The sequence below is a fragment of the Enterobacter sp. JH25 genome, from assembly GCF_021725435.1.
Lineage (GTDB): Bacteria > Pseudomonadota > Gammaproteobacteria > Enterobacterales > Enterobacteriaceae > Enterobacter > Enterobacter intestinihominis.
In genome coordinates this window covers 1,611,335-1,633,270 of the sequence record NZ_CP091319.1, presented here as the reverse complement: position 1 = coordinate 1,633,270, position 21,936 = coordinate 1,611,335, and the positions used below count along the sequence as shown (strand labels likewise).

At 54.4% G+C, this 21,936-nt stretch carries 24 protein-coding genes, 2 tRNA genes and 1 riboswitch; of the genes, 15 read left to right on the top strand and 11 right to left on the bottom strand.

The window, feature by feature from the left end:
• Positions 1 to 98: 98 nt before the first annotated feature.
• Positions 99 to 1,019: a DMT family transporter gene (locus L2Y28_RS07690; RefSeq protein WP_022647676.1), complete on the bottom strand. Its 921-nt coding sequence runs from the start codon at positions 1,017 to 1,019 to the stop codon at positions 99 to 101.
• A 116-nt stretch (positions 1,020 to 1,135) separates the two neighbouring features.
• Positions 1,136 to 1,306 (bottom strand): general stress protein, encoded by a 171-nt coding sequence (locus L2Y28_RS07685; protein ID WP_001273664.1) that lies wholly within the window; start codon positions 1,304 to 1,306, stop codon positions 1,136 to 1,138.
• 391 nt (positions 1,307 to 1,697) lie between these two features.
• On the opposite strand from L2Y28_RS07685, the gene wrbA reads away from it, so the two are divergent.
• Entirely contained in the window at positions 1,698 to 2,294 is a 597-nt protein-coding gene (gene wrbA, locus L2Y28_RS07680; protein ID WP_022647675.1) for an NAD(P)H:quinone oxidoreductase, read from the top strand.
• Between the two features lie 18 nt (positions 2,295 to 2,312).
• On the top strand, positions 2,313 to 2,540 hold the full coding sequence (locus tag L2Y28_RS07675) for a YccJ family protein (RefSeq protein ID WP_022647674.1): 228 nt from the start codon (positions 2,313 to 2,315) through the stop codon (positions 2,538 to 2,540).
• 32 nt (positions 2,541 to 2,572) lie between these two features.
• Here the strand turns inward: L2Y28_RS07675 and agp are convergent, their stop codons facing one another.
• On the bottom strand, positions 2,573 to 3,814 hold the full coding sequence (gene agp, locus L2Y28_RS07670) for a bifunctional glucose-1-phosphatase/inositol phosphatase (RefSeq protein WP_022647673.1): 1,242 nt from the start codon (positions 3,812 to 3,814) through the stop codon (positions 2,573 to 2,575).
• Positions 3,815 to 3,919: 105 nt separating this feature from the next.
• Positions 3,920 to 4,420, bottom strand: a complete 501-nt coding sequence (locus L2Y28_RS07665) for a DedA family protein (RefSeq protein WP_022647672.1) — start codon at positions 4,418 to 4,420, stop codon at positions 3,920 to 3,922.
• Positions 4,421 to 4,578: 158 nt separating this feature from the next.
• Positions 4,579 to 4,748, top strand: a riboswitch (M-box (ykoK) riboswitch).
• A gap of 60 nt (positions 4,749 to 4,808) precedes the next feature.
• Between L2Y28_RS07665 and L2Y28_RS07660 the strand changes: the two genes are divergently transcribed.
• Positions 4,809 to 5,810, top strand: a complete 1,002-nt coding sequence (locus L2Y28_RS07660; RefSeq protein ID WP_003858115.1) for a magnesium transporter — start codon at positions 4,809 to 4,811, stop codon at positions 5,808 to 5,810.
• A gap of 42 nt (positions 5,811 to 5,852) precedes the next feature.
• Here the strand turns inward: L2Y28_RS07660 and L2Y28_RS07655 are convergent.
• Positions 5,853 to 5,940: transfer RNA gene (locus L2Y28_RS07655), tRNA-Ser, on the bottom strand.
• A gap of 384 nt (positions 5,941 to 6,324) precedes the next feature.
• Between L2Y28_RS07655 and L2Y28_RS07645 the strand changes: the two genes are divergently transcribed.
• Positions 6,325 to 7,068 (top strand): hypothetical protein, encoded by a 744-nt coding sequence (locus L2Y28_RS07645; RefSeq protein WP_050483678.1) that lies wholly within the window; start codon positions 6,325 to 6,327, stop codon positions 7,066 to 7,068.
• Between the two features lie 17 nt (positions 7,069 to 7,085).
• Positions 7,086 to 7,613, top strand: a complete 528-nt coding sequence (locus L2Y28_RS07640; RefSeq protein ID WP_022647669.1) for a LuxR C-terminal-related transcriptional regulator — start codon at positions 7,086 to 7,088, stop codon at positions 7,611 to 7,613.
• A gap of 31 nt (positions 7,614 to 7,644) precedes the next feature.
• Here L2Y28_RS07640 and L2Y28_RS07635 read toward each other — a convergent pair whose 3' ends face one another.
• Entirely contained in the window at positions 7,645 to 9,258 is a 1,614-nt protein-coding gene (locus L2Y28_RS07635) for a mechanosensitive ion channel family protein (RefSeq protein WP_022647668.1), read from the bottom strand.
• Positions 9,259 to 9,431: 173 nt separating this feature from the next.
• Here L2Y28_RS07635 and L2Y28_RS07630 point away from each other — a divergent pair, with 173 nt between their 5' ends.
• From L2Y28_RS07630 to L2Y28_RS07620, 3 genes are read left to right on the top strand one after another with little or no spacing between them, the layout of a single operon-like run.
• A complete protein-coding gene (locus L2Y28_RS07630) occupies positions 9,432 to 10,439 on the top strand; it encodes an ABC transporter substrate-binding protein (protein WP_023330131.1) in 1,008 nt (335 codons plus the stop codon).
• The gene (locus tag L2Y28_RS07625; protein WP_022647666.1) at positions 10,436 to 11,467 is read left to right on the top strand and encodes an iron ABC transporter permease; all 1,032 of its coding nucleotides are present in this window, start codon (positions 10,436 to 10,438) and stop codon (positions 11,465 to 11,467) included. The genes L2Y28_RS07630 and L2Y28_RS07625 overlap by 4 nt, the downstream gene beginning before the upstream one ends.
• Positions 11,464 to 12,300 carry an ABC transporter ATP-binding protein gene (locus L2Y28_RS07620; RefSeq protein ID WP_022647665.1) on the top strand — a complete coding sequence of 279 codons (837 nt, stop codon included), beginning with the start codon at positions 11,464 to 11,466 and terminating at the stop codon, positions 12,298 to 12,300. The genes L2Y28_RS07625 and L2Y28_RS07620 overlap by 4 nt, the downstream gene beginning before the upstream one ends.
• Here the strand turns inward: L2Y28_RS07620 and L2Y28_RS07615 are convergent.
• A tRNA-Ser gene (locus L2Y28_RS07615) sits at positions 12,287 to 12,374 on the bottom strand. The genes L2Y28_RS07620 and L2Y28_RS07615 overlap by 14 nt on opposite strands.
• A gap of 144 nt (positions 12,375 to 12,518) precedes the next feature.
• Entirely contained in the window at positions 12,519 to 14,147 is a 1,629-nt protein-coding gene (locus L2Y28_RS07610) for an ABC transporter substrate-binding protein (protein WP_022647664.1), read from the bottom strand.
• A gap of 270 nt (positions 14,148 to 14,417) precedes the next feature.
• On the opposite strand from L2Y28_RS07610, the gene yccA reads away from it, so the two are divergent.
• Positions 14,418 to 15,077, top strand: a complete 660-nt coding sequence (gene yccA / locus L2Y28_RS07605; protein WP_003858127.1) for an FtsH protease modulator YccA — start codon at positions 14,418 to 14,420, stop codon at positions 15,075 to 15,077.
• 88 nt (positions 15,078 to 15,165) lie between these two features.
• Positions 15,166 to 15,495 (top strand): sulfurtransferase TusE, encoded by a 330-nt coding sequence (tusE, locus tag L2Y28_RS07600; RefSeq protein WP_003858129.1) that lies wholly within the window; start codon positions 15,166 to 15,168, stop codon positions 15,493 to 15,495.
• Here tusE and yccX read toward each other — a convergent pair.
• A complete protein-coding gene (yccX, locus tag L2Y28_RS07595; RefSeq protein WP_003858131.1) occupies positions 15,492 to 15,773 on the bottom strand; it encodes an acylphosphatase in 282 nt (93 codons plus the stop codon). The genes tusE and yccX overlap by 4 nt on opposite strands.
• A 93-nt stretch (positions 15,774 to 15,866) precedes the next feature.
• Here yccX and rlmI point away from each other — a divergent pair, with 93 nt between their 5' ends.
• Complete coding sequence (rlmI, locus tag L2Y28_RS07590; RefSeq protein WP_022647663.1) at positions 15,867 to 17,057, top strand: 23S rRNA (cytosine(1962)-C(5))-methyltransferase RlmI; 1,191 nt, start codon at positions 15,867 to 15,869, stop codon at positions 17,055 to 17,057.
• Between the two features lie 60 nt (positions 17,058 to 17,117).
• On the top strand, positions 17,118 to 17,435 hold the full coding sequence (gene hspQ / locus L2Y28_RS07585; protein WP_003858136.1) for a heat shock protein HspQ: 318 nt from the start codon (positions 17,118 to 17,120) through the stop codon (positions 17,433 to 17,435).
• Between the two features lie 32 nt (positions 17,436 to 17,467).
• Here the strand turns inward: hspQ and L2Y28_RS07580 are convergent, their stop codons facing one another.
• Positions 17,468 to 17,881, bottom strand: a complete 414-nt coding sequence (locus L2Y28_RS07580; RefSeq protein WP_006809337.1) for a CoA-binding protein — start codon at positions 17,879 to 17,881, stop codon at positions 17,468 to 17,470.
• 171 nt (positions 17,882 to 18,052) lie between these two features.
• Between L2Y28_RS07580 and L2Y28_RS07575 the strand changes: the two genes are divergently transcribed.
• Entirely contained in the window at positions 18,053 to 18,715 is a 663-nt protein-coding gene (locus tag L2Y28_RS07575; protein WP_022647662.1) for a DUF2057 family protein, read from the top strand.
• An 80-nt stretch (positions 18,716 to 18,795) separates the two neighbouring features.
• The gene (mgsA, locus tag L2Y28_RS07570; RefSeq protein WP_003858146.1) at positions 18,796 to 19,254 is read left to right on the top strand and encodes a methylglyoxal synthase; all 459 of its coding nucleotides are present in this window, start codon (positions 18,796 to 18,798) and stop codon (positions 19,252 to 19,254) included.
• 53 nt (positions 19,255 to 19,307) lie between these two features.
• Here mgsA and helD read toward each other — a convergent pair whose 3' ends face one another.
• Positions 19,308 to 21,362, bottom strand: coding sequence for a DNA helicase IV (gene helD, locus L2Y28_RS07565; protein ID WP_022647661.1), 2,055 nt, complete (start codon positions 21,360 to 21,362; stop codon positions 19,308 to 19,310).
• Between the two features lie 122 nt (positions 21,363 to 21,484).
• Here helD and L2Y28_RS07560 point away from each other — a divergent pair, with 122 nt between their 5' ends.
• Complete coding sequence (locus tag L2Y28_RS07560) at positions 21,485 to 21,931, top strand: YccF domain-containing protein (protein WP_022647660.1); 447 nt, start codon at positions 21,485 to 21,487, stop codon at positions 21,929 to 21,931.
• Positions 21,932 to 21,936 lie beyond the last annotated feature (5 nt).

Genomic DNA, 21,936 nt, shown 5'->3' with positions numbered 1-21,936 from the left:
GAAATAGCCGGTTGACGCTACGCTTACCCGGCCTACATGCCAATTGTAGGCCCGTGCAAGCGAAGCGCCGCCGGGCAAAACGGACAGCGTGCGCGTTGTTAGCTATCTGCCCCTTGTTCAGTGCCCAACCCGGCAGTCGCCTTACGTCGTTTTTTTAACTTTAACTCGCTCACCAGCACCCCGGCGACAATAAATGCCGCGCCCACCAGCGCCAGCAGCGGCAGACGCTCACCGGCGAGTCGCCCGAAAATACCCGCCCACACCGGTTCACCGGTATAGATGACCGTCGCCCGTGTCGGAGATACGCTGCGCTGCGCCCAGTTCATGGTGACCTGAATAATGGCGCTAAAAAAGCCCAGCCCCAGCGCCACGACGATAAGCCCGGTAGACATCGGCGGGACGGACTCCCCTGCTGGCACCATCGTCGCGAACGCCACCAGCGACGCGGTGGCAAGCTGCACGACCGTCACCCGCTTGACGTCCACTTTTCCTGCCCAGGCGCTAATCAGAATAATTTCAGCCGCAATGGCAACGGCCCCCACCAGCGTGATGATCTCTCCCGGCCCCAGCGCCAGCAGATTATTTCCCGGCCCGGCTAATAAAATGAGGCCGATGAACGCCAGCACGATACCAATGCACGACATCAGGCCCGGTATTCTGCCCAGGCACAGCCACTGCAACAGCGGCACCAGCGGTACGTACATGGCGGTGATGAAGGCGGATTTACTGCTGGAGATAGACTGGAGCCCCCACGTTTGCAGGCTATAGCCCATGGCAATCGCCACGCCAATAGCGACACCCGCTTTAAGCTCTCTCAGGGTCAACCCGCGCAGGGTTTTCAGCGAAATAAGCGCCACGGCAACCGCCGCGGTTGCAAAACGCAGCCCTACAAAGAAAAACGGATCGCTCATCGTGACCGCGTACTGAACGGCAAGAAAGGTTCCGCCCCAGAACATGGTGATCAAAATCAGGATGGCTTCCTGAGGCTTAATGGAGAAAGTAAAACGGGAAACGGACATGGGACACCAGCACGAAGAATCAATCCTGTAGTGTGCGATGCCTTTGATTACAGTTCAATGTAGCAGACATAAAAAAACCGCCGGGAAACCCGGCGGCAGAGAGTTAACCCGGCGTACTACTTGTTGCTGCCGTGGCTATTTTTACCCCCTTTTTTACCAGCCTCTGATGCGCGCTGAGGGTCGTTTTTAAAATTGCCCCCGCTAGACTGGCCACCTTTACGACCTGCTTCTGATGCTCTTTCACGGTCTTCAGCGAAATTACCTGAACCACCACGATGGTTTGCCATCTCTAACCTCCAGAGTGTGAAACATTAGACATCATATTGCATTCAGTAAAAGAGGATTCTTTCACCTCGCGGCTCAAGGACAGTGCCTTTATCTGTGCCGCGTGAAACTAAGCTTAGTGTAATGCGGCTATCCGGCAAGCGAGAGGTAATATTCTGCAACATGATCTCAGCCTTTCGTATGAAATATTGAGGAGGTCATCCATAAGCCATTCTTATATTTTGAAAAATCAGCGCCGCTAAAGTTGTTTCATTTTGCTACAAAGCACGTAATGAAAAGATATTGTTATATATCAAATAAATGCCGTTCATTTTTGCAGTCTGGCCGTGATGTCATATCTTTAAAGTAACGCAGCGATCCGCTGTAAGAAAAACCAACGAGGAGTGATGCAAAATGGCAAAAGTTCTGGTGCTCTATTATTCCATGTATGGACACATTGAAACCATGGCTCACGCAGTTGCAGAAGGCGCAAACAGAGTAGACGGCGTTGAGGTTGTGGTTAAACGCGTACCGGAAACCATGCAGGCGGAAGCCTTCGCCAAAGCCGGGGGAAAAACACAAAACGCCCAGGTCGCCACCCCGCAGGAGCTCGCGGACTATGATGCCATTATCTTCGGCACCCCGACCCGCTTCGGCAATATGTCCGGCCAGATGCGCACCTTCCTCGACCAGACGGGCGGGCTCTGGGCCTCCGGCGCGTTATACGGCAAGCTGGCCAGCGTTTTCAGCTCTACCGGCACAGGCGGCGGCCAGGAGCAGACGATCACCTCAACCTGGACTACCCTTGCACATCATGGGATGGTGATTGTGCCGATTGGCTACGGCGCGCAGGAACTGTTTGATGTTTCCCAGGTCCGTGGCGGGACACCGTATGGCGCGACAACCATTGCCGGTGGGGATGGTTCACGTCAGCCAAGCAATGAAGAACTTTCGATCGCCCGCTATCAGGGTGAATACGTCGCGGGTCTTGCCAAAAAACTGAACGGCTAACCCAACAGGAGGACAAGTATGCCAACTCAAGAATCCAAAGCTCACCACGTGGGCGAATGGGCAAGTTTACGCAATACCTCTCCGGAGATTGCAGAAGCCATCTTTGAAGTCGCCAGGTATGACGAAAAGCTGGCTGAGCAGATTTGGGAAGAAGGCAACGATGAAGTGCTGGTTCGCGCCTTCGAAAAAACCGACAAAGACTCGCTGTTCTGGGGCGAGCAAACCATCGAACGTAAAAACGTCTGAATGTTCCCCCCGCCCGCGCGGGGGGTTTTCTTCTATTTCGCCGCGTTGTTCATCACCGCATTGAATTTATCGATCGGACAGAAGCCGTTGCCATCTACCGGACAGCCCTTCAGCTCCAGCGTCACGCGCTGCGCAGGAGATTGCAGCGACAGCACGCTGGCATTACGCAACTGCTCTGAACTCTGGTAGACATACTCAATTTTCATCAGCTCCTGGTTAGTGTTTTTGTCATGCCAGCGCTGGAAGACAATTTTACCGCCAATCGGGGTTCGTTCCTGCTGGTCGTGCAGCTGATAAGGCCTGAAATCCAGCGCGGTCAGCAGCGAGGCAATGTTGGAGTCGTGCCCCACCAGCAGGGTAATTTTTGGCGCTTTGGCCTGTTCGGTCACCAGCGCTTTATCAATGTACTTCACCAACGGTTTAGCCACGTTCTGCGCCACGTCCGTCGAGGTAAACAGCGAGTCCTGGTAGCCGTTTTTCAGCTTCGACAGCACGCGCCACTGCTGATCGGTTTTGATTTCCCCCCATGCCACCTGGTCTGCCGGGAATCCTTCGTAATACTGTAGGGTGAACGCATCCACCAGCGAGTTACCCACTTTCAGCGGCCCGGAGACGCCCGGCTCTTTTTCATAATCGGCGCTGAACGTATCTTTCGCCTCCGTCAGGGAACAGACTTTTTTCTCCTTGCAGGACGGCGAGTCGCTATAGTTTGTCAGCAGCTCCAGCAGTTTGTAGCTTTCATCCAGCTGCATTTTCTGCCGTTCTGTCTCCATCGCTTTCAGCGCTTTCTCACGAAACTCAGGGGATTTATCGGTAATGACCGGATTGAAGGTGGGGTCCATGGTGCCCATTTTTTCCTGATGATGCACAGGCACATCGCACCCCGGGAACGCGCCGGTGATAAAGAACTGCGCGGTCGCCACGGTGCGCTGGAGGCTGTTGGCGTAGGCATAGACGGTATCCGCTTGCGGGCATTCACCCGTCTTCACCATCCCCTGCTCTGCCAGCCACTCGCGTATATAGTGACCCATATACACTTCCAGTACGCCCCCTTTGGTGGTGAGCTGTCCACCCGGGACGTCCCACTCCGGCCACTGCTTCGGCGTGGACTGCTCCAGCACGCTGCCGTTATTGGCGAGCGGCGCACGCAGGTTGTGGCGGCTCATGATGAGTACCTGTTCCAGCTGATAGCCGTCCGGTGTGTCCTGCGCCTGTGCGCCAAAGGTCACGGCAAGGGTACCTGCCACGGCAACTGCGAGTAGTGCTTTTCTCATCCCTAATTCCTCACACGTTTTTTTAATGTCGCTTTGAGTGTGACAGATTCGTGACAGGTTTTTCGGGAAGCATTTCTCAAACTGATGAATACGTGACTCGCTGATTCAGAGGCTGATGCTGGTGACGATGCCGACATACAGCGCCGCCCATGCGCAGGCTGAAAGCAGGCTGATGGCGTAAACCTTTATCGCGCTCAGCCTGAGCATGCCCGCCGCCAGCGGCACGATATAGCGCAGTACCGCCAGGAAACGCGAGGTGAACAACACCAGCACGCCATTTTTATGCAGCTGGTGCTGTACCCGCAAAAACTTCCCGGCATGTTTTGCCGTGAAGCGTGACACTCGCCGGGTATGCCCCATCAGCTGGCCGATATGGTAATTCAGCACCGATCCTGCCGTAGCGCCCATCACCACCGCCAGCCACGTCAGCGCCGGATGCATACTCGACTGGCTGACGGCAATCCCCGCCAGCAGCATGACCGATGCGGGCGGGAGCACGGAAGAGATCAGTACCGTTGATTTACTCAGTGCCATAACAACGAGCAACGCGAAGAGATGCGTTGGATAATGCGCAAAATGATCCAGCAGCGTGTCCAGCCATGCCATTTTACTCTCCCCGGTAACATCAGAATTCCCCATTAGAAGTGAAAATAGTTAAATAAAACGTCAACATTCATTCAATAATATTCATTTAAACCATACTTAAACATTATTAAAATTCCTCAGCAGCCATTTTAAATAAGCGTATTATCCCTCACGTTTTACAACGATCTCGTTATGGCGAGGCTCCTGTACAAATACACGTTATCGCTCTGGTGGGTTCGAGAGAACCGGCACAGGGTAAAACAGGCACTGTCGAATCAAGGCTTTGCCAGTATAACTTCCCTTACGGGATACGGTGTACAGTGCTGAACCCAGGACGTGGGGATCTCCTTTCCGACATGCCCTGTCTTGCTCGCCCCTGAGAGATTTTATTATTCAAAGGGAAGTTACAATGTCTTACGCTATTCACAACCAAAATCTGGCTTTTAACGACAGCGCCATCGCGCAATATATGAATACCGATTTTATCGTTATTGATATTTCATTATGCGTGGCTCTGGCACGCGAGCAGTTCTTTGAAAAATTAAAAGATGATGATATTCCGTCACATATTTTTATCGAAGACAACGGTCGCCTCGCGGGTTTGATTGCCGTACGTAAATTATTGCAGGCCACGGATACCGTACAGCCCGTTAAGGGGCTGATGATATCGGATTTTATCCAGCTTAAACCGGAAGATGAGCGGGCGGATGTCGCCGGGTTACTGGCGCACGCAGGTGCGGATGTCGTACCGGTGGTGACCCACGGCAAGCTGGTGGGCTGCCTTACCGAGCGTGAAATCGCCCATCTGCTGGAAGATGACGTTACTGAAGATGCCCAGCTTCAGGGGGCAACGCTGCCGCTGGAGAAGCCCTATCTGGAAACCAGCGCCTTTAGCCTGTGGAAGAAACGCTCCGTCTGGCTGCTGCTGCTGTTTGTCGCGGAAGCGTATACCAGCTCGGTGATCCAGCATTTTGAAGAGGCGCTGGAATCCGCCATTGCGCTGGCGTTCTTTATTCCGCTGCTGATTGGCACCGGCGGAAACAGCGGGACGCAGATTACCTCGACGCTGGTGCGCGCCATGGCGCTGGGTGAAGTCCACCTTCGCGACGTGGGTCGCGTGCTGCGCAAAGAGATGAGCACCTCGTTAATGATTGCCGCCACGCTGGGCCTGGCGGGCTGCGTTCGTGCCTGGATGATGGGCATTGGGATGGAAATCACGCTTATCGTCAGCCTGACGCTGGTCTGCATTACGCTGTGGAGCGCCATTGTCTCATCGGTGATCCCGATGGTATTGAAACGTTGCAAAATCGACCCGGCGGTCGTTTCCGCGCCGTTTATCGCCACGCTGATCGACGGTACCGGGCTCATTATCTACTTCAAAATCGCACAGTATACGCTTGGGCTGGAATAACGAAAAAACCCTGCGATATTGCTATCGCAGGGTTTTCGAATTTGGCGGAAGCGTAGAGATTCGAACTCTAGAACCCTTTCGGGTCGCCGGTTTTCAAGACCGGTGCCTTCAACCGCTCGGCCACGCTTCCAAAGTGAGGCGCACTATAAACATCTCTGAGCATGATGTAAAGCAGGAAATTGCATTACGTTGAGCTTCTTGCGTCATTCCCTTCCGCTCCGATCACTTCTTCGTCATCGGCTGGCTAAAATGTAAACATTTATTTTTACATCACATAAACTTATTAGAATGAAAGTTTGTGATCTAGACTCTTTTTCATACACCGCAGCTTATCCGTGCAACATTACCACCTCAATATGCCCTTGTAAGACCCTATTCACGCAGGTCACTGCGATAAGAGATTTTCCATGAAATTATTCGATACCGATAACTACAGACTTATTCTCTGGCGTAAATTTCTGCCGTGGCTGATCCAGAACGGTGCGCAAAAAAAAAACCGCATGACTATTTTCTGGTGTACTTAAAAGATGCCGACAATACGCGTTATATTCTGAAGAAGCACGAAAGCAGCAACGTTGTCCTCTGCCCGATGCATAAAAGCGAAGATGTCAGTATGAGCGTGGAAGATATCAGCGAAATGCAGGCTGAAATCATTCACTATAAGCGCAATGGGTTTCAGGCTTACAAAGGCATTATCCCGTTTGCCTTTGACCATTATACGAAAATCATCACCTTAAAAACGGCCCTTGCTCGTCTGAAAGGGCGCTGTATTTCTGGCCTGAAATCTGATTCAGAAACCATCAGCCGGGACCGTTACAACTTGCTCAGGCTGCTGGTGACCGACTACGTCAACCAGCGCCCTTCGCGCGTTTCGTCTGGTTTCACCCAGCGGGAAGTGATCGCCATGCTTTACGGCACACTTTGGTATAAACATATCAAAAATGAGTCGTTTAGCAGAAAAATCGCGCTCTTACTTGAGTCGCTCGTGATCACGGGCGATCTCAGCGAAGAGGGTAAGGTGTACTACGTGCAGGGCCAGGCTATTACCACCATGGTCGAGTATGAAAAAGAGGACCAGCGGGTAACGCATCAGCAAAAAATGCAGAAAAAAATTACGCGTTTTATGTTTGCGATAACGCTATCTACGCTGCTGATTATTCTGGTTCTGCTGTCGATGGCCGGGGTCGTCGACCTCGCCGCTGTCTGGCAGAAAATACTACAGATTAAGCCTCTTAGATTTTTAATGAATTTTATCTAAAACCCTGCCCATTAATTATGAATTATATTTTTATCAGCGATAACTATTACCTTTGCCACGGTGTCTCAAGCTCACTGACATCTACCCATTTGATTCGCGATGAGGAGGATATTCACCATCTTTATGAGGTCGATCCCGAGCTGGATTTTATCATTGCGGTTGAACAGGATAAGTTACGCAATAAAACCATTCAGCAGGTCAAAAAAGTCAAGCGTGATTACATTGTCCTGATGCATGAGATAGAAGCCAACAGCGCGGTGAGAATTGATAATATTATCTATTCGTCGATGCATTTTACTGCTCACCCTTTTCAGCAGCTGATGCGTTTTTATCGGGCGCTCAGGACACACTCCTTTACCCGACGCGAATATGACGTGCTAAAGCTTTTCCATATGGAAAATCATGAAATCGCGAAAAAGCTGCAACTATCACAAAAAACGACCAGCACCTACCGCGTGAGGATCCTCGAGAAATTGAATATGCGTTCAAAAAATATTCTGGCGATGACCCGTATAAAATCGGCGATTGTCGATCAGAAACTGTGATCTTTTGCCTTACCTCGAGAAAACCGGGGCCTCAGGTTTCGCCCTGAGGGGGTTTGGCGGGCGCGGTATACCAGTTCTCTTTGGCAACCATTACGCTGCCCTCTGGCTGCATAACAAAATTCGGAGACATGATCTGCACGTTAAATTCGTTAAACACATCCTGTATCTGGCTATGCAGTTCATTGCGGGCAACCGCGAGGGACTGGTCGGGCAGCAGACGAACCTGCAACTCGTAGGCGATATACCAGTCCATTAACCCTAACTGGCGCACCAGCGGCGGCTCAGAAAGATCAATCCCTTTTGCCCGTTTCGCGGCCAGCTCCAGCATGGCATGCACCTGACGCCATGGGGTGTCATAACCAATAGTGACGCTGACCGTCAGATTGAGGCTGCCATCAGGCTGTAGCGCGCTAAGGTTGGTGATCTTACCGCTCACCACCACCGCATTGGGCACGGTAACGACATAATTTTCCCGGGTAATAATTTTGGTCGCCAGCATGCCTATTTCACTTACCTTACCTTCGTTATCCGCCACCCGAATGACATCGCCTTTACGCAGTGCGCGGGAGTAAATCAGGACCAGACCGCTCATGGCATGGTTCATCACCCCTGCCGAACCCAGCGTTAACATCAGGCCGAAGAAGACGCTAATACCTTTAAACGCCAGTGAGTTTGCGCCGGGCAGAAACGGCCAGGCAGCGGAGAGAGCAAATAGCCAGACGGCGACGGAAATGAGCTTACGGGTTGCCCCCACGGTTTCCGGATGTACGCCGGGAAGTTGCAGACGACCAGCCTCCACCTGATTCAGCACCATCCTCAGAAGCTTCAGAATAAAAGCGGTAATGAGGAAAATGATCAGAACAATCGTCAGCCCCGGCAAAGCCGAGACAATCGCCAGGGCAATTTGCTGCACCACGCGAAGCGACCAGTCTCCCAGCGACGTGCCCCACACCCGCGTCCACGGAAACAGACTCAATGCCCAGCTCAGCCAGACGTAAAAGCCAATCAAACCCAGCAGGAACATCAGCAAGGCGTAAAGCCGAATCTCAATGGCGCCAATGTACCGCCGCCAGCTTTGCGGCACCCGGCTGCGATTCTCCACAATACGCAGACGGTAGACGCGTCGAAACCAGCGCCAGGATCGCCAGGCGCCATAGCAGAGCAGCAAAAGCGCCAGCAGGCCAGCGGCAGCTTTTACCGTCGACAGCGCCAGCCAACCGGTATCGTATTGATCGCGCAGGGCCATTCTCTGCGCTTCCATGCGCGCCAGCACGCGCTGCGCGGCCTGATCGAGGGTGAGATCGTCCCCTTCGTCCAAATCCCCTTCCGTCAGCAGCATCACGGGCTTACCGTTCATCACGATCAGCCGCCCCTGCTGGTTATAGCGGGTCACGGGGACGATAGTGAGCGGCTCACGCACGTCCGCCTCGGTAAAATTGCGCAGGGTGTTGCGGATGCGTAAAACGCGCTCCTCCGGCGTGGTCAGGCCAAATTTCGCCTGAAGCATGACGATCGGCTGATGAAAAATATAGACCGTCCGGGCGCGCTCCTGCTCAGAAGGCGCCTGGCGGGGCTCAGCGGCATACGATGAGAAGGCGCTCAGGGAGGCAAAACAGAACGCAAACGCGAGCAGGATCTTTTTCATCCTCACTACCCCAGATCAGAAATCTTGTTGTTTTTCAGGCAACCCGCGAATGCCAGGTGGGTATGTTGAGAATAGTCCAGCCTTTCGTTTCTGCAACAAGCGACGGTGAGCGTGTTGCTCTCAATCACAATATATGTATTATGTTATAACATAACAATTTGGGATTGTGTTCTATGTTACTTAAAAAAGGGTTATTTCTGGCTTTATTGCTCTCCACGGCGCCTGCCGCTTTCTCAGCAACCTCATGGCCCCTCACGTTTGAAAATTGCGGCGTAAAGCAGACCTTTGCGCAGGCTCCTCAGCGCGTCGTGACCGTGGGACAGCATGAAACAGAATTACTGCTCGCACTGGGGCTGGAGAAAAAGATCGCCGCAACGTCGGTCTGGTTCGGCAAGCTCCCGGATCCGCTGGCAGATGCCGGGAAAAATATCCCCCGGCTTGCAGATAATTCCCCCTCCTTTGAAGCCGTGGTGGGACAGAAACCTGAGCTCGTTCTCGCGCAGTATCACTGGCACATTGGTCCGCAGGGAGAAGTGGGAACCCGTGAGCAGTTTGCCTCGCTGGGGATTAATACGTGGATCTCTCCTGCCGACTGCACGGATAAAGCGGTGACGGAAAAGTCAAACGCAGACGGAGCACGCAGCGCGCCGTTTTCGCTGGCCGAAATCACACGGGAAGTGACAGATCTGGCGACGATATTTGATGTTTCCGCGCGAGGTGAGCAGCTTAATCATACGCTGACGGAACGTATCAAAAAGGCCCAGGCGCGCGTCTCAGCGAAACCGCTTCGCGTCGTATTCTGGTTCTCAAGTAGCCGTCTGAATGGCGATCCCTGGGTGGCGGGGAATTACGGCGCGCCTGGCTGGATCAGCCGCACGCTGGGGTTGAAGAACATTATTGACTCTCATGACGAATGGCCGGCTGTAACCTGGGAACATATTGCCCAGTCGCAGCCGGACGTGATTGTTATCGCCGGGATGTCCCGCAGGCTTTACCCTGCCGATGACGTTGAGGTAAAAAAAGCATTCTTGCGTAATGACCCGGTGACGAAGAACATGCCTGCGGTCAGGAACAACCACATTATTGTGGTGCCGGCGATGTCGTTAAACCCTTCATTACGTAACGTCGATGCGGTTGAGCTTATCAGCGAGCGGCTGGCTTCTTTCCAGGATGAACAATGAGTCATTTCGCTTTTGACCGCCGCCAGCAAGGTTTACTGGCAGCAGGCGTCATGGCGCTGCCGCTAATGCTGGTTTTTGCCGCCAGTATCGGTGATATGTCGGTGTCGTATGCCAGTACCGGGAAAGCGATCCTCAACGGACTGGGTTTGACCTCTTATGCGTTGCCACAAACGGAGGAGGGTATCGTCTGGCAATATCGCATGAGCCGGGCAGTGATGGCCGCGTGCAGCGGCGGTGGCCTGGCGCTGTGCGGGCTGGTGTTACAGTCGATCCTGCGTAACCCTCTGGCTGAGCCTTATCTGCTGGGGATTTCCGCGGGCGCCTCGCTGGGGGCCGTCTGCGTGATGCTTCTTGGCATGGGGGGAAGCGTGATTGGCGTGAGCAGCGGTGCGTTTGTCGGCTCCTGCGCCGCCTTTGCGCTCATCATGGTGATTACAAACGGGATGAGTGAAAGCCCGTCGCGCATTTTGCTGGCCGGTATTGCGGGCACCCAGCTCTTCAACGCCATGACCGCGTACGTCGTCAGCACGTCCGCCAATGCCGAGCAGTCCCGTAGCGTCATGTTCTGGCTGATGGGGAGTCTGAGCGGCGTGCGCTGGCCTGACGCGCTGCTGGCGCTGGCCGTTACGCTTGCGGGTTTACTGGTGGTATTGCTCTTTTCCCGGGCGCTGGACACCTTCACCTTCGGGGATGAGGTCTCCACCACGCTGGGGATCCCGGTTACCGCCGTGCGTATTGTCTTATTGCTGACCTGTGCCGTTGTCACCGCCACGTTGGTGAGCGCTACAGGCGCAGTGGGGTTTGTCGGGCTGGTCATTCCCCATGTGACGCGCATGCTATGCGGGCCGGGCCATCGCCGCTCGATCCCGCTGACGTTTCTCATCGGCGCCCACTTTATGATCCTTGCCGATATCGTCTCACGCACGCTGATCGTGCACCAGGTTCTGCCCATCGGGGTGGTGACTGCGCTGGTGGGCGCCCCCGTCTTTGTGGCGTTGCTTTATCAAAACCGAAAGGAGCATCCATGAATATTACAGTGGCCGGGTTAACCGTAACCCGACAGGCGCAGACGGTGCTTAAGGATATCGATCTCGACCTGCCATCCGGGCAGATTGTCGGCCTGTTAGGGCCAAACGGCTCAGGCAAGTCGACGCTGCTGCGCTGCCTCGCCGGGCTGTTTCCACGACACAGCGAACGTGTTGCGCTTAATGGCACAACGCTTGGCTTGATGCCGCTGAAAATACGGGCGCAGCACATGGCGTTTGTCCCGCAACATGCTGAGGTCGACGGGGAACTGACCGTTGAGGATATTGTCAGGCTGGGGCGTACGCCCTACCGGAAAACATTCCAGAGAACCACGCGCGACGATGAGGCTGCGGTTGAACAGGCGATTGGCCTGATGCAGTTATGCAGCTTACGCCAGCGGCGATGGCACTCTTTGTCAGGCGGAGAACGACAGCGAAGTCAGATTGCCCGCGCGCTGGCCCAGCAGCCGCAGGTGCTGTTGCTCGATGAACCGACAAACCACCTGGACATTCAGCACCAGCTGGAGCTGATGCGGCTCGTTTCACAGCTGCCGCTTACGGTGGTGGTTGCACTGCACGATCTCAATCTTGCGGCCAATTATTGCCAGCGTCTGATCCTCCTGAAGGCCGGGCAGATCGCAGCCACGGGCGCGCCCGAAGCGGTGCTGACGCCCTCGAACATCGCGGATACCTGGTGCGTAAAAGCTCAGGTCTGTAAGGCCGACGCCGGGATCACGATAAGCTATAACATGGGTAACATGGCGGAGAGCCAGAACAAAAGCAAAAACCCCTGCGATATTGCTATCGCAGGATTTTCGAATTTGGCGGAAGCGTAGAGATTCGAACTCTAGAACCCTTTCGGGTCGCCGGTTTTCAAGACCGGTGCCTTCAACCGCTCGGCCACGCTTCCTAAGTGAGGCGAACTATAAACACCTCACCGCGCGCTGTAAAGGGTGCGCGCATTCGTTCGCTTTAAAAATAGCCAAAATGCGTTTAATCGGTTGAATAGACAACAGATTGGCCGTTTTACCAGCATAATATCCACCGCGGATCGTTAGTGCTTTTTGATGTACATATCTTTGGTGTAGTAGTAGCCAAGCTTATCCGGCGTGAAGCCCCCTACCCACGGTTTCACCAGGTGCGTGCGCACGTAGTGATAGACAGGGATCGCCGGCACATCGCGCCCCAGCAGATCTTCTGCCTGCTGGTAGAACTTACCGCGCTCCTCCGCCGTTTTCGCCTTCGCCGCATTCACCAGAGCCAGATCGTATTCCGGATTGCTGTACTGAGTGGTGTTTTGGCTGTCACCGGTACGGAAGTTATTCAGGAAGGTTGCGGCGTCATCGTAATCAGCAATCCAGGCGTAGCGCACCGCGTCAAAGTTATGGGTGTGCATGGTATCAAGCATGGTTTTCCACTCCTGGTTTTGCAGCTTCGCCTCTACGCCGAGGTTCTTCTTCCACATCGAGCTGGCGGCAATTGCAATACGCTGGTGCGATTCCGAGGTGTTATAGAGGAGATTAAAGCTGAGCGGATGGCTGTCGTTAAATCCGGCTTCGGCCAGCAGTTTTTTCGCCTCGGCAATGCGTTTATCCATCGGCCAGCTGGCGTAATCAGGGTTCTGTAACTTGACGCCGCCAATATCCGGCTGGCTGATGAGCCATGCCGGGCGTTGCCCCTGCCCTAAAACTTTCCCGGCGATAATATCTTTATCCAGCGCCAGATTCAGCGCCTTACGCACGCGGGCGTCGCTGAACGGCGGCCGGGTGGTGTTGAATTCGTAATAATAGGTGGCAAGCTGCGGCGATACGTCCAGCTCGTTCCCCAGCGTTTTCTTCAGCTGAGCAAACTGGTTGATCGGCACCGTGTAGGCGATGTCGATTTCGCCCGCTTTGTAGCGGTTGACGTCAGCGGCTTCGGAGGAAATGGGCAGATAGGTCACCTTGTTGATGACGGTATGTGCGTTATCCCAGTATTTCGGGTTTCGCACCGCCACAATGCGTTCGTTCACCACCCACTGTGACAGTTTATAGGCCCCGCTGCTGACGAAGTGCTCCGGTTTGGTCCACTTATCACCGAAACGACCTACCAGGACTTTATCTATCGGCACCAGAGACGGGTGAGCCAGCATCGCCAGGAAAGCAGCATTTGGCTGGGTGAGCGTCACTTCCAGCGTGGTGTCATTGATGGCTTTCACGCCCAGCGACTCGGGTGCTTTTTTGCCTTCTGCGATATCAGTGCCGTTGACGATACGCATACTGCCGGGATAGCTGGCATACGGAGAGACGGTTTTCGGGTCGACCAGTCGCTGCCAGCTCCAGACAATATCTTCCGCGGTGATGGGGGTGCCATCGCTCCAGGTTATGCCCGGGCGCAGATGGAAAGTCCAGACGGTGTTATCTTTATTTTCCCATTTCTCCGCCAGGCGCGGCTGGATTTCACCTGCCGGAGAGACGCTGACCAGCCCGTCGAATAAATCGCTGATAATATTGAATTCGACATCGCTTTCGACTTTATGCGGGTCGAGCGAGGCGGGTTCACTGCCGTTGTTCCTGACCAGTTCCTGCTTATCTGCCAGCTGGGTTCCTGCTGGCACGTTAGCCGCCCAGGTTGCCGTGCTGGCGCACAGGACCCCTGCGGTTAACAAAGAGAGCGTAAAGTGCATGCGTGTTTGTGGTTTCATTTCCTTCGCCTTATTGTCTGTTTTTATGACGATCCGGAAATAACTCTTAGCGGCCTTAGGGAAATAACGCAATATTTTTCAGTGACCTATAAGAGGTTGATCTGAATACGCCTTGCATACCGCACTTCATTCTGAGTACAAAGGCTTTACCAGAATAAAAAACCAGCATAATCCCTAAGGGGCTGAGTAAAGATGGGTAAAACCACTTTGCGTCTGCCGCGCCGTTTCCTATTCTTTGCGCTAATTACATCTGTCATAAGAGAGTGACTCATGGATCGTATAATTACTTCTTCACGCGACCGCACATCGCTACTCAGCACCCATAAGGTGCTGCGCAATACCTATTTCATGCTCAGCCTGACGCTGGCGTTTTCGGCGATCACCGCGACGGCCAGCACCGTACTGATGCTGCCTTCTCCGGGCCTGATCCTGACGCTGGTGGGTATGTATGGTCTGATGTTCCTGACCTATAAAACCGCGGATAAACCGGTGGGTATTCTCTCCGCTTTCGCCTTCACCGGCTTCCTGGGCTACATCCTGGGGCCAATCCTGAACGCCTATCTGTCTGCCGGAATGGGCGACGTGATTGGTATGGCGCTGGGCGGTACCGCGCTGGTGTTTTTCTGCTGCTCGGCCTACGTGCTGACCACCCGTAAGGACATGTCCTTCCTCGGCGGTATGCTGATGGCGGGTATCGTGATTGTGCTGGTCGGTATGCTGGCGAACATCTTCCTGCAATTGCCTGCTCTGCATCTGGCAATCAGCGCGGTGTTTATCCTGATTTCATCCGGCGCAATCCTGTATGAAACCAGCAACATCATTCACGGCGGTGAGACGAACTATATCCGCGCCACCGTGAGCCTGTATGTGTCGCTGTACAATATTTTTGTCAGCCTGCTGAGTATCCTGGGCTTCGCCAGCCGCGATTAACTCACCGTGCTGTGAACAAAGCCCCGCTTATGCGGGGCTTTGTTTTTTTGGTAGACTGAGGCGGTTTTTGACTAACGCGTGAATGAATATGTTGAGTTTTGAAGGCAAAGAGATCGAAACCGATAACGACGGTTATCTGAAAGAGAGCAGCCAGTGGAGCGAAGCGCTGGCGGAGAAAATTGCGGAAAACGAAGGAATTACCCTCTCCCCGGAACACTGGGAAGTGGTGCGCTTTGTGCGCGAATTCTACCTCGAATTCAACACCTCTCCGGCTATCCGCATGCTGGTCAAAGCCATGGCGAATAAATTTGGCGAAGAGAAAGGCAACAGCCGTTATCTGTATCGCCTGTTTCCGAAAGGCCCGGCTAAACAGGCGACAAAAATTGCCGGCCTGCCAAAGCCGGTAAAATGCATTTAATAGCGAATACTGAAGTCAGCGTATTCCCGGCCGGGTTGATGCGGTTCCGTTAGCACCTTATCAACCCGCGCGCTGCGCGGTCCGCCCGCTTTCAGCCACGCCACCAGCTTCTCTACCCGATCCGCCTCACCGCAGGCCACAACCTCCACGCTGCCATCATCCATGTTACGCGCATACCCCGTCAGTCCGAGCTGAAGGGCTTCGCGCTGGGTGCTGTAGCGGAATCCGACGCCCTGTACAAGGCCATGGACCCAGGCAATGGTGCATACATTTGACATCATCCTTCTCCTTATCCGACTGGCGCGTTGCATTTCCTCGCTGAAGTCGGGAAAATGGCGGCCATTTCATTGGAATCGACAGAATAGCAAATTATGAGTGTACGTTTAGTGTTAGCCAAAGGGCGCGAGAAGTCATTACTGCGCCGCCATCCCTGGGTCTTTTCCGGCGCGGTTGCCCGCATGGAAGGTAAAGCCAGCCTCGGTGAAACCATCGATATTGTTGACCATCAGGGGAAATGGTTAGCACGCGGCGCATACTCGCCTGCATCTCAGATCCGCGCGCGCGTCTGGACGTTCGATAAAGAAGAAGCCATCGATATCGACTTCTTTGTCCGTCGTCTGCAACAGGCGCAGCAGTGGCGCGAGTGGCTGGCAAAGCGTGACGGGCTGGACAGCTATCGTCTGATTGCCGGTGAATCCGACGGGCTGCCGGGCGTGACCATTGACCGCTTCGGCAATTTCCTGGTGTTGCAGCTGCTGAGCGCCGGGGCGGAATACCAGCGTGCCGCGCTAATTAGCGCCCTGCAAACCCTGTGCCCGGAATGTGCCATTTACGACCGCAGCGACGTGGCGGTACGTAAAAAAGAGGGCATGGAGCTGACGCAGGGCCCGGTCACCGGCGAACTGCCGCCTGCCCTGCTGCCTATCGAGGAGCACGGCATGAAGCTGCTGGTGGACATCCAGGGCGGCCATAAGACCGGTTATTATCTCGACCAGCGTGACAGCCGTCTGGCAACGCGCCAGTACGTTGCCGATAAGCGCGTGCTGAACTGCTTCTCCTATACCGGCGGCTTTGCGGTCTCTGCCCTGATGGGCGGCTGTGCCCAGGTTGTGAGCGTCGACACCTCACAGGAAGCGCTGGATGTGGCGAAACAGAACGTTGAGCTGAACAAGCTGGATCTGAGCAAAGCGGAGTTTGTGCGCGACGACGTGTTCAAACTGCTGCGTAAATACCGCGACCAGGGCGAGAAATTTGACGTTATCGTGATGGACCCGCCGAAGTTTGTAGAAAATAAAAGCCAGCTGATGGGCGCCTGCCGTGGCTATAAAGACATCAACATGCTGGCGATCCAGCTGCTGAACCCGGGCGGCGTTCTGCTGACGTTCTCCTGCTCTGGCCTGATGACGACAGATTTATTCCAAAAAATCATCGCCGATGCCGCAATAGATGCGGGTCGTGATGTACAATTTATAGAGCAGTTCCGTCAGGCCGCCGATCACCCGGTGATCGCTACCTACCCGGAAGGGCTGTATCTGAAAGGGTTTGCCTGTCGCGTCATGTAACTTGAAAAGAGAAATATTGCCCGCACATAGTGTGTATGTAATGTTTCCCGGGAGGTGACTATGATTGCCAGCAAATTCGGTATCGGCCAGCAGGTCCGCCACACCTTGCTTGGATATTTGGGTGTGGTCGTGGATATCGACCCGGAGTATTCCCTTGATGAACCGTCAGCAGACGATCTGGCCGTTGACGCAGAGCTTCGCGCCGCGCCCTGGTATCATGTGGTTATGGAGGGCGACGATGGTCAGCCTGTCCATACCTATCTTGCCGAAGCGCAGCTGAGTGGTGAACTACAGGATGAGCATCCGGAACAACCCACTATGGACGAGCTTGCTCAGACCATCCGCAAACAGTTACAGGCGCCCAGACTGCGTAACTAAAGGTGTAAAAAAGCCCGTCAAGCGGGCTTTTTTTATTTTGCCAGCCCCAGACGGGGGATGTCGATTGCCGGACAGCGATCCATCACCACCTTCAGCCCGGCATCGCGTGCCAGCACGGCCGCCTGCTCATTAATCACGCCCAGCTGCATCCACAGCGTTTTCGCGCCGATGGCAATCGCCTCCTGCGCCACGCCCCAGGCCGCCTCTGAATTACGGAAAACGTCCACCATATCCACTTTTTCCGGCACGTCCGCGAGCGTCGCATAGCCCTGCTGACCCAGCAGCGTTTTCCCCGCCACCTTCGGCGAGACCGGGATCACGTGATATCCCTGGTCCAGAAGGTATTTCATGACCCGATAGCTTGGGCGATCCGGTTTATCGCTCGCGCCGACCAGCGCGATAGTGCGCGTGGACGTCAGAATCTCGACAATGTCGTTCTCTTTCATGCTGTTCCTCCTGGTTTTTTTCAAAGTGTACGTCAAAGCAGACATCTCAACCACGCATCCCATACAGAAGTATGAGGGCAAAACGGCAAAATATGTCTATATGTTAGTAAACGTGTTTATCGAAAAATTTTGATACATTCTTACCGGGTAGTTTGTCTACAGGAGTCTGCTATGAAAACCGGCATTGTCTGGGCTGTGGTTGCGTTAATCATGCCGGTTTGTGTTTTCGCAACCACCCTCAGACTCTCAACCGACATTGACCTGCTGGTGCTGGACGGGAAAAAAGTCTCCAGCTCCCTGCTGCGGGGCGCAGACAGCATCGAGCTGGATAATGGCCCGCATCAGGTGGTTTTTCGGGTTGAAAAGACGATTCGCCTCGCCGACAACGAACAGCAGGTGTACATTTCGCCTCCGCTGGTGGTCAGCTTTAATACCCAACGCATCAGCCAGGTCCATTTTCGTCTCCCGCACCTTGAAACAGAAAAAGAGTCACTGGCATTTGATGCCTCACCGCGCATTGAGCTGGTGGACGGGGATTCTATGCCCATCCCGGTAAAGCTGGATATCCTGGCGCTGACAAAAAGTCCAAAAGGAACAGATTACGAAGCGGACACGGAGATCTATAACAGAGCCAGCAGGCGCGCCTCCCTGCCCCAGTTCGCCACTATGATGGCGGATGACAGTACCCTGCTTTCGGGCGTATCGGAGCTGGATGTACTCCCTCCTCAGTCGCAGACCCTTACTGAGCAACGCCTCAAATTCTGGTTCCAGAATGCCGATCCGGACACGCGCGCCCGTTTTCTGCAATGGGCGAAACGACAACCTTCGTCGTAAGCCACATTTTTTCGTCCTTTCTCTTGCAGCATCAGTCAGTTCCCGTCATCGTGTAGCGAGGTAACCTCACGGATAAGATTATGGAACTGACAACACGCACACTTCCGGCGCGCAAGCACATTGCTCTGGTTGCGCACGATCACTGTAAACAAATGCTGCTTAACTGGGTTCGTCGCCATCAGCCTCTTTTACAGCATCATGCCCTTTCTGCCACGGGAACAACCGGCAACCTGATCCACCGCGAAACCGGTCTGGAAGTGAATGCCATGCTGAGCGGCCCGATGGGGGGTGACCAGCAGGTCGGCGCTCAGATTTCGGAAGGTAAAATTGACGTTCTGATATTCTTCTGGGATCCGCTGAACGCGGTTCCACATGATCCGGACGTTAAAGCGCTGCTGCGTCTGGCGACGGTATGGAACATTCCGGTAGCCACCAATCTTTCAACGGCAGATTTCATCATTGAATCGCCGCAGTTTAACGATCCGGTGGAGATTTTGATCCCGGATTATCAGCGTTATCTTGCGGAGAGACTGAAGTAGTTTTTTGCCCGGTGGCGCTGCGCTTACCGGGCCTACAGAATTTGCCCGGCGCGTTACGGCTTTCTCGCCACCGGCACGTCAATACTTTTCAAAATATCGACAAACACCGACGGCTCCTCTTTGTTGAACAAGAGCCACACGCGATGGCGCGCGCGGGTTATCGCCACGTACAGTAAGCGCCGCTCCTCTGCATCCGGGAAATCTTCCGGAACAGGCAATAACGCCTCTTCCATCACGGATTCCCGCGCCGGTGCCGGGAAACCGTCGCTCCCCTCTTTCAGCCCCACCACAATTACGTAGTCGGCCTGCTGCCCTTTACTGGCGTGAATGGTCATAAAATCGAGCTGTAGTTTTGGCCAGCGCGTTGCCGCTTTTTCCAGCGCCGTCGGCTTGAGGTGGTGATAACGCGCCAGGACCAGAATCCGTTCATCCGGTTTCGCATAGCCGCTCAGTTTATCCAGCAGCGGTTCCAGCTGATCGTCCGCCAGCAGCGTGACGGCCTTTTTATCCCCCGACGTCAGGCTGTTAAGCGGCTTCGACAGCTGATGTGGGTTCTGCTGAATAAAACGGTTGGCAATTTCACCAATCCGCGAGTTGAAGCGGTAGGTGGTGTCCAGATCGCTGCGATCGCCTTCCCCAAAATAGTGATGGAAGGCCGTCGTGAGGGAAAGTTGCGCCCCGCTGAAGCGGTAGATAGCCTGCCAGTCATCGCCCACGGCAAACAGCGACGTGTGTTTATTCTGCGCCCGCAGCGCCGAAAGCAGCGCAGCGCGCTGCGGCGAAATATCCTGAAACTCATCCACCAGAATGTGTTTCCACGGACTGACGAAGCGCCCTTTCTCCAGAATGATAATGGCCTGATGGATTAGCCCGGAAAAATCGACCGCGTTTTCGTCTTTCAGCGCGGTTTTCCACGCTTTCAGCATCGGCGCCATTAGCTTTACCCGCTTAGAAAACACGGCGCGGATCGCTTCCGGTGCGCTTTCTATCATCTCCGCCTGAGAGCCGCCGTGCATGCGCATCAGGCTTACCCACCGGTCGAGACGAGAGCCCAGCCGGCGCGCCAGCTTTTCATCCTGCCAGAAGCTGCCCTCCGGCACCTCCCAGTTGAGTTCCTCTTCAAGCCACTGACGCCAACCTTTCGCCTGCGCCTTTTTTTCACTGCACTGCTGACGCCATGCCTTGATAAACAGCGCCTGGCGAGCCTGAGCATCATTCTCCAGCTTGCTGACAACAGGGACTTTTTTGCTGCCCTGTTGAATGATGTGTAAAGCCAGGGAGTGGAACGTGCGCGCCGAGATATCCTGGGTATGCAAACGCGCCTGAATGCGCTCATCCATCTCCTGCGCCGCCTTGCGACCAAAAGCCAGCAGCAAAATCTGGTCGGCAACTGCCTCGCCCGTTGTCAGAAGCCAGCCCGCGCGCGCCACCAGCACCGACGTTTTGCCGCTCCCTGCGCCTGCCAGCACCAGTAAAGAGTGCTCGCCATTCACCACTGCGCGCGCCTGGGCAGGATTGAGAGGCGATGATTCCACCGTACTGAAGAAATCGGCATATTGCGTACGCATCGCCTCAGTCCAGGCCTGGTTATGCGCCAGACGGCTTTTCTCGATATCGCTAAGCCAGGCCTGACACTTCCGCCACGCATCGCGACAGTTATCAAATTCCTCAAGCCGCGCCACCGGTAAAGGCAATGCCGTCAGCGCCTGGGTGATTTTTTGCTGAAGCCCGGCGGTTTGCTGGCGCGTCAGCCACTTCTGCTGCGTATTGCTTAGCGCGATATCGTCCAGCACCTGATGCAGCACCTGTGCGGCAATCACGCTCATCTCCTGGCTCCACTGGTGCCAGCGCATGTTCAGATGATGGTGGAAGCGTTGGGTTTCCGCCCACTCGGTCCCGTGGAGTCGCACCACTTTCTCTGCCGGTAAAACGAACTCCAGCTCCCCCCATACCAGCCCTCGTTTACAGTGAATGGCCAGTAGCTGATTAAACGGAATAAGGTATTCGTGGCGTTCACCGGAGACTTTCACTCCCGCATTAAGAAGCACAACCTTGTCGTAGGGGTGCTGCGCCAGGCGTTTGCCCATTGAAGTTGCTTTCAGTTCCATATCCTGCCGGATCCACGAGGTCATAATTTGTCAGACAGTTTAACTGCCAGTTTTAAGGTGCTCCAGCCCAAAAAAACGTTACAATCACCGGGCGTTAATCATATCGAAGGAAATGAGGGTTTATGCGTACCGTTCTGAATGTGTTGAATTTTGTCCTTGGCGGTTTTGCCACCACCCTTTCCTGGCTTTTTGCCACCCTGGTGAGCATCGTGCTTATCTTCACCCTTCCGCTGACGCGCTCCTGCTGGGAAATCACCAAACTGTCCCTCGTTCCTTATGGAAATGAAGCCGTGCACGTGGATGAACTGGAGCCGGAAAGAAAAAATGCCCTGATGAATACCGGCGGCACGCTGCTGAATATTTTATGGCTAATCTTCTTTGGCTGGTGGCTGTGTCTGATGCATATCTTCGCCGGTATCGCCCAGTGCATTACGATTATTGGCATTCCGGTTGGCCTCGCTAATTTCAAAATTGCCACCATCGCCCTGTGGCCGGTAGGACGCCGAGTTGTTCCGGTCGAAGTCGCGCAAGCCGCGCGTGAAGCCAATGCCCGTCGTCGTTTTCAGTAATAAGG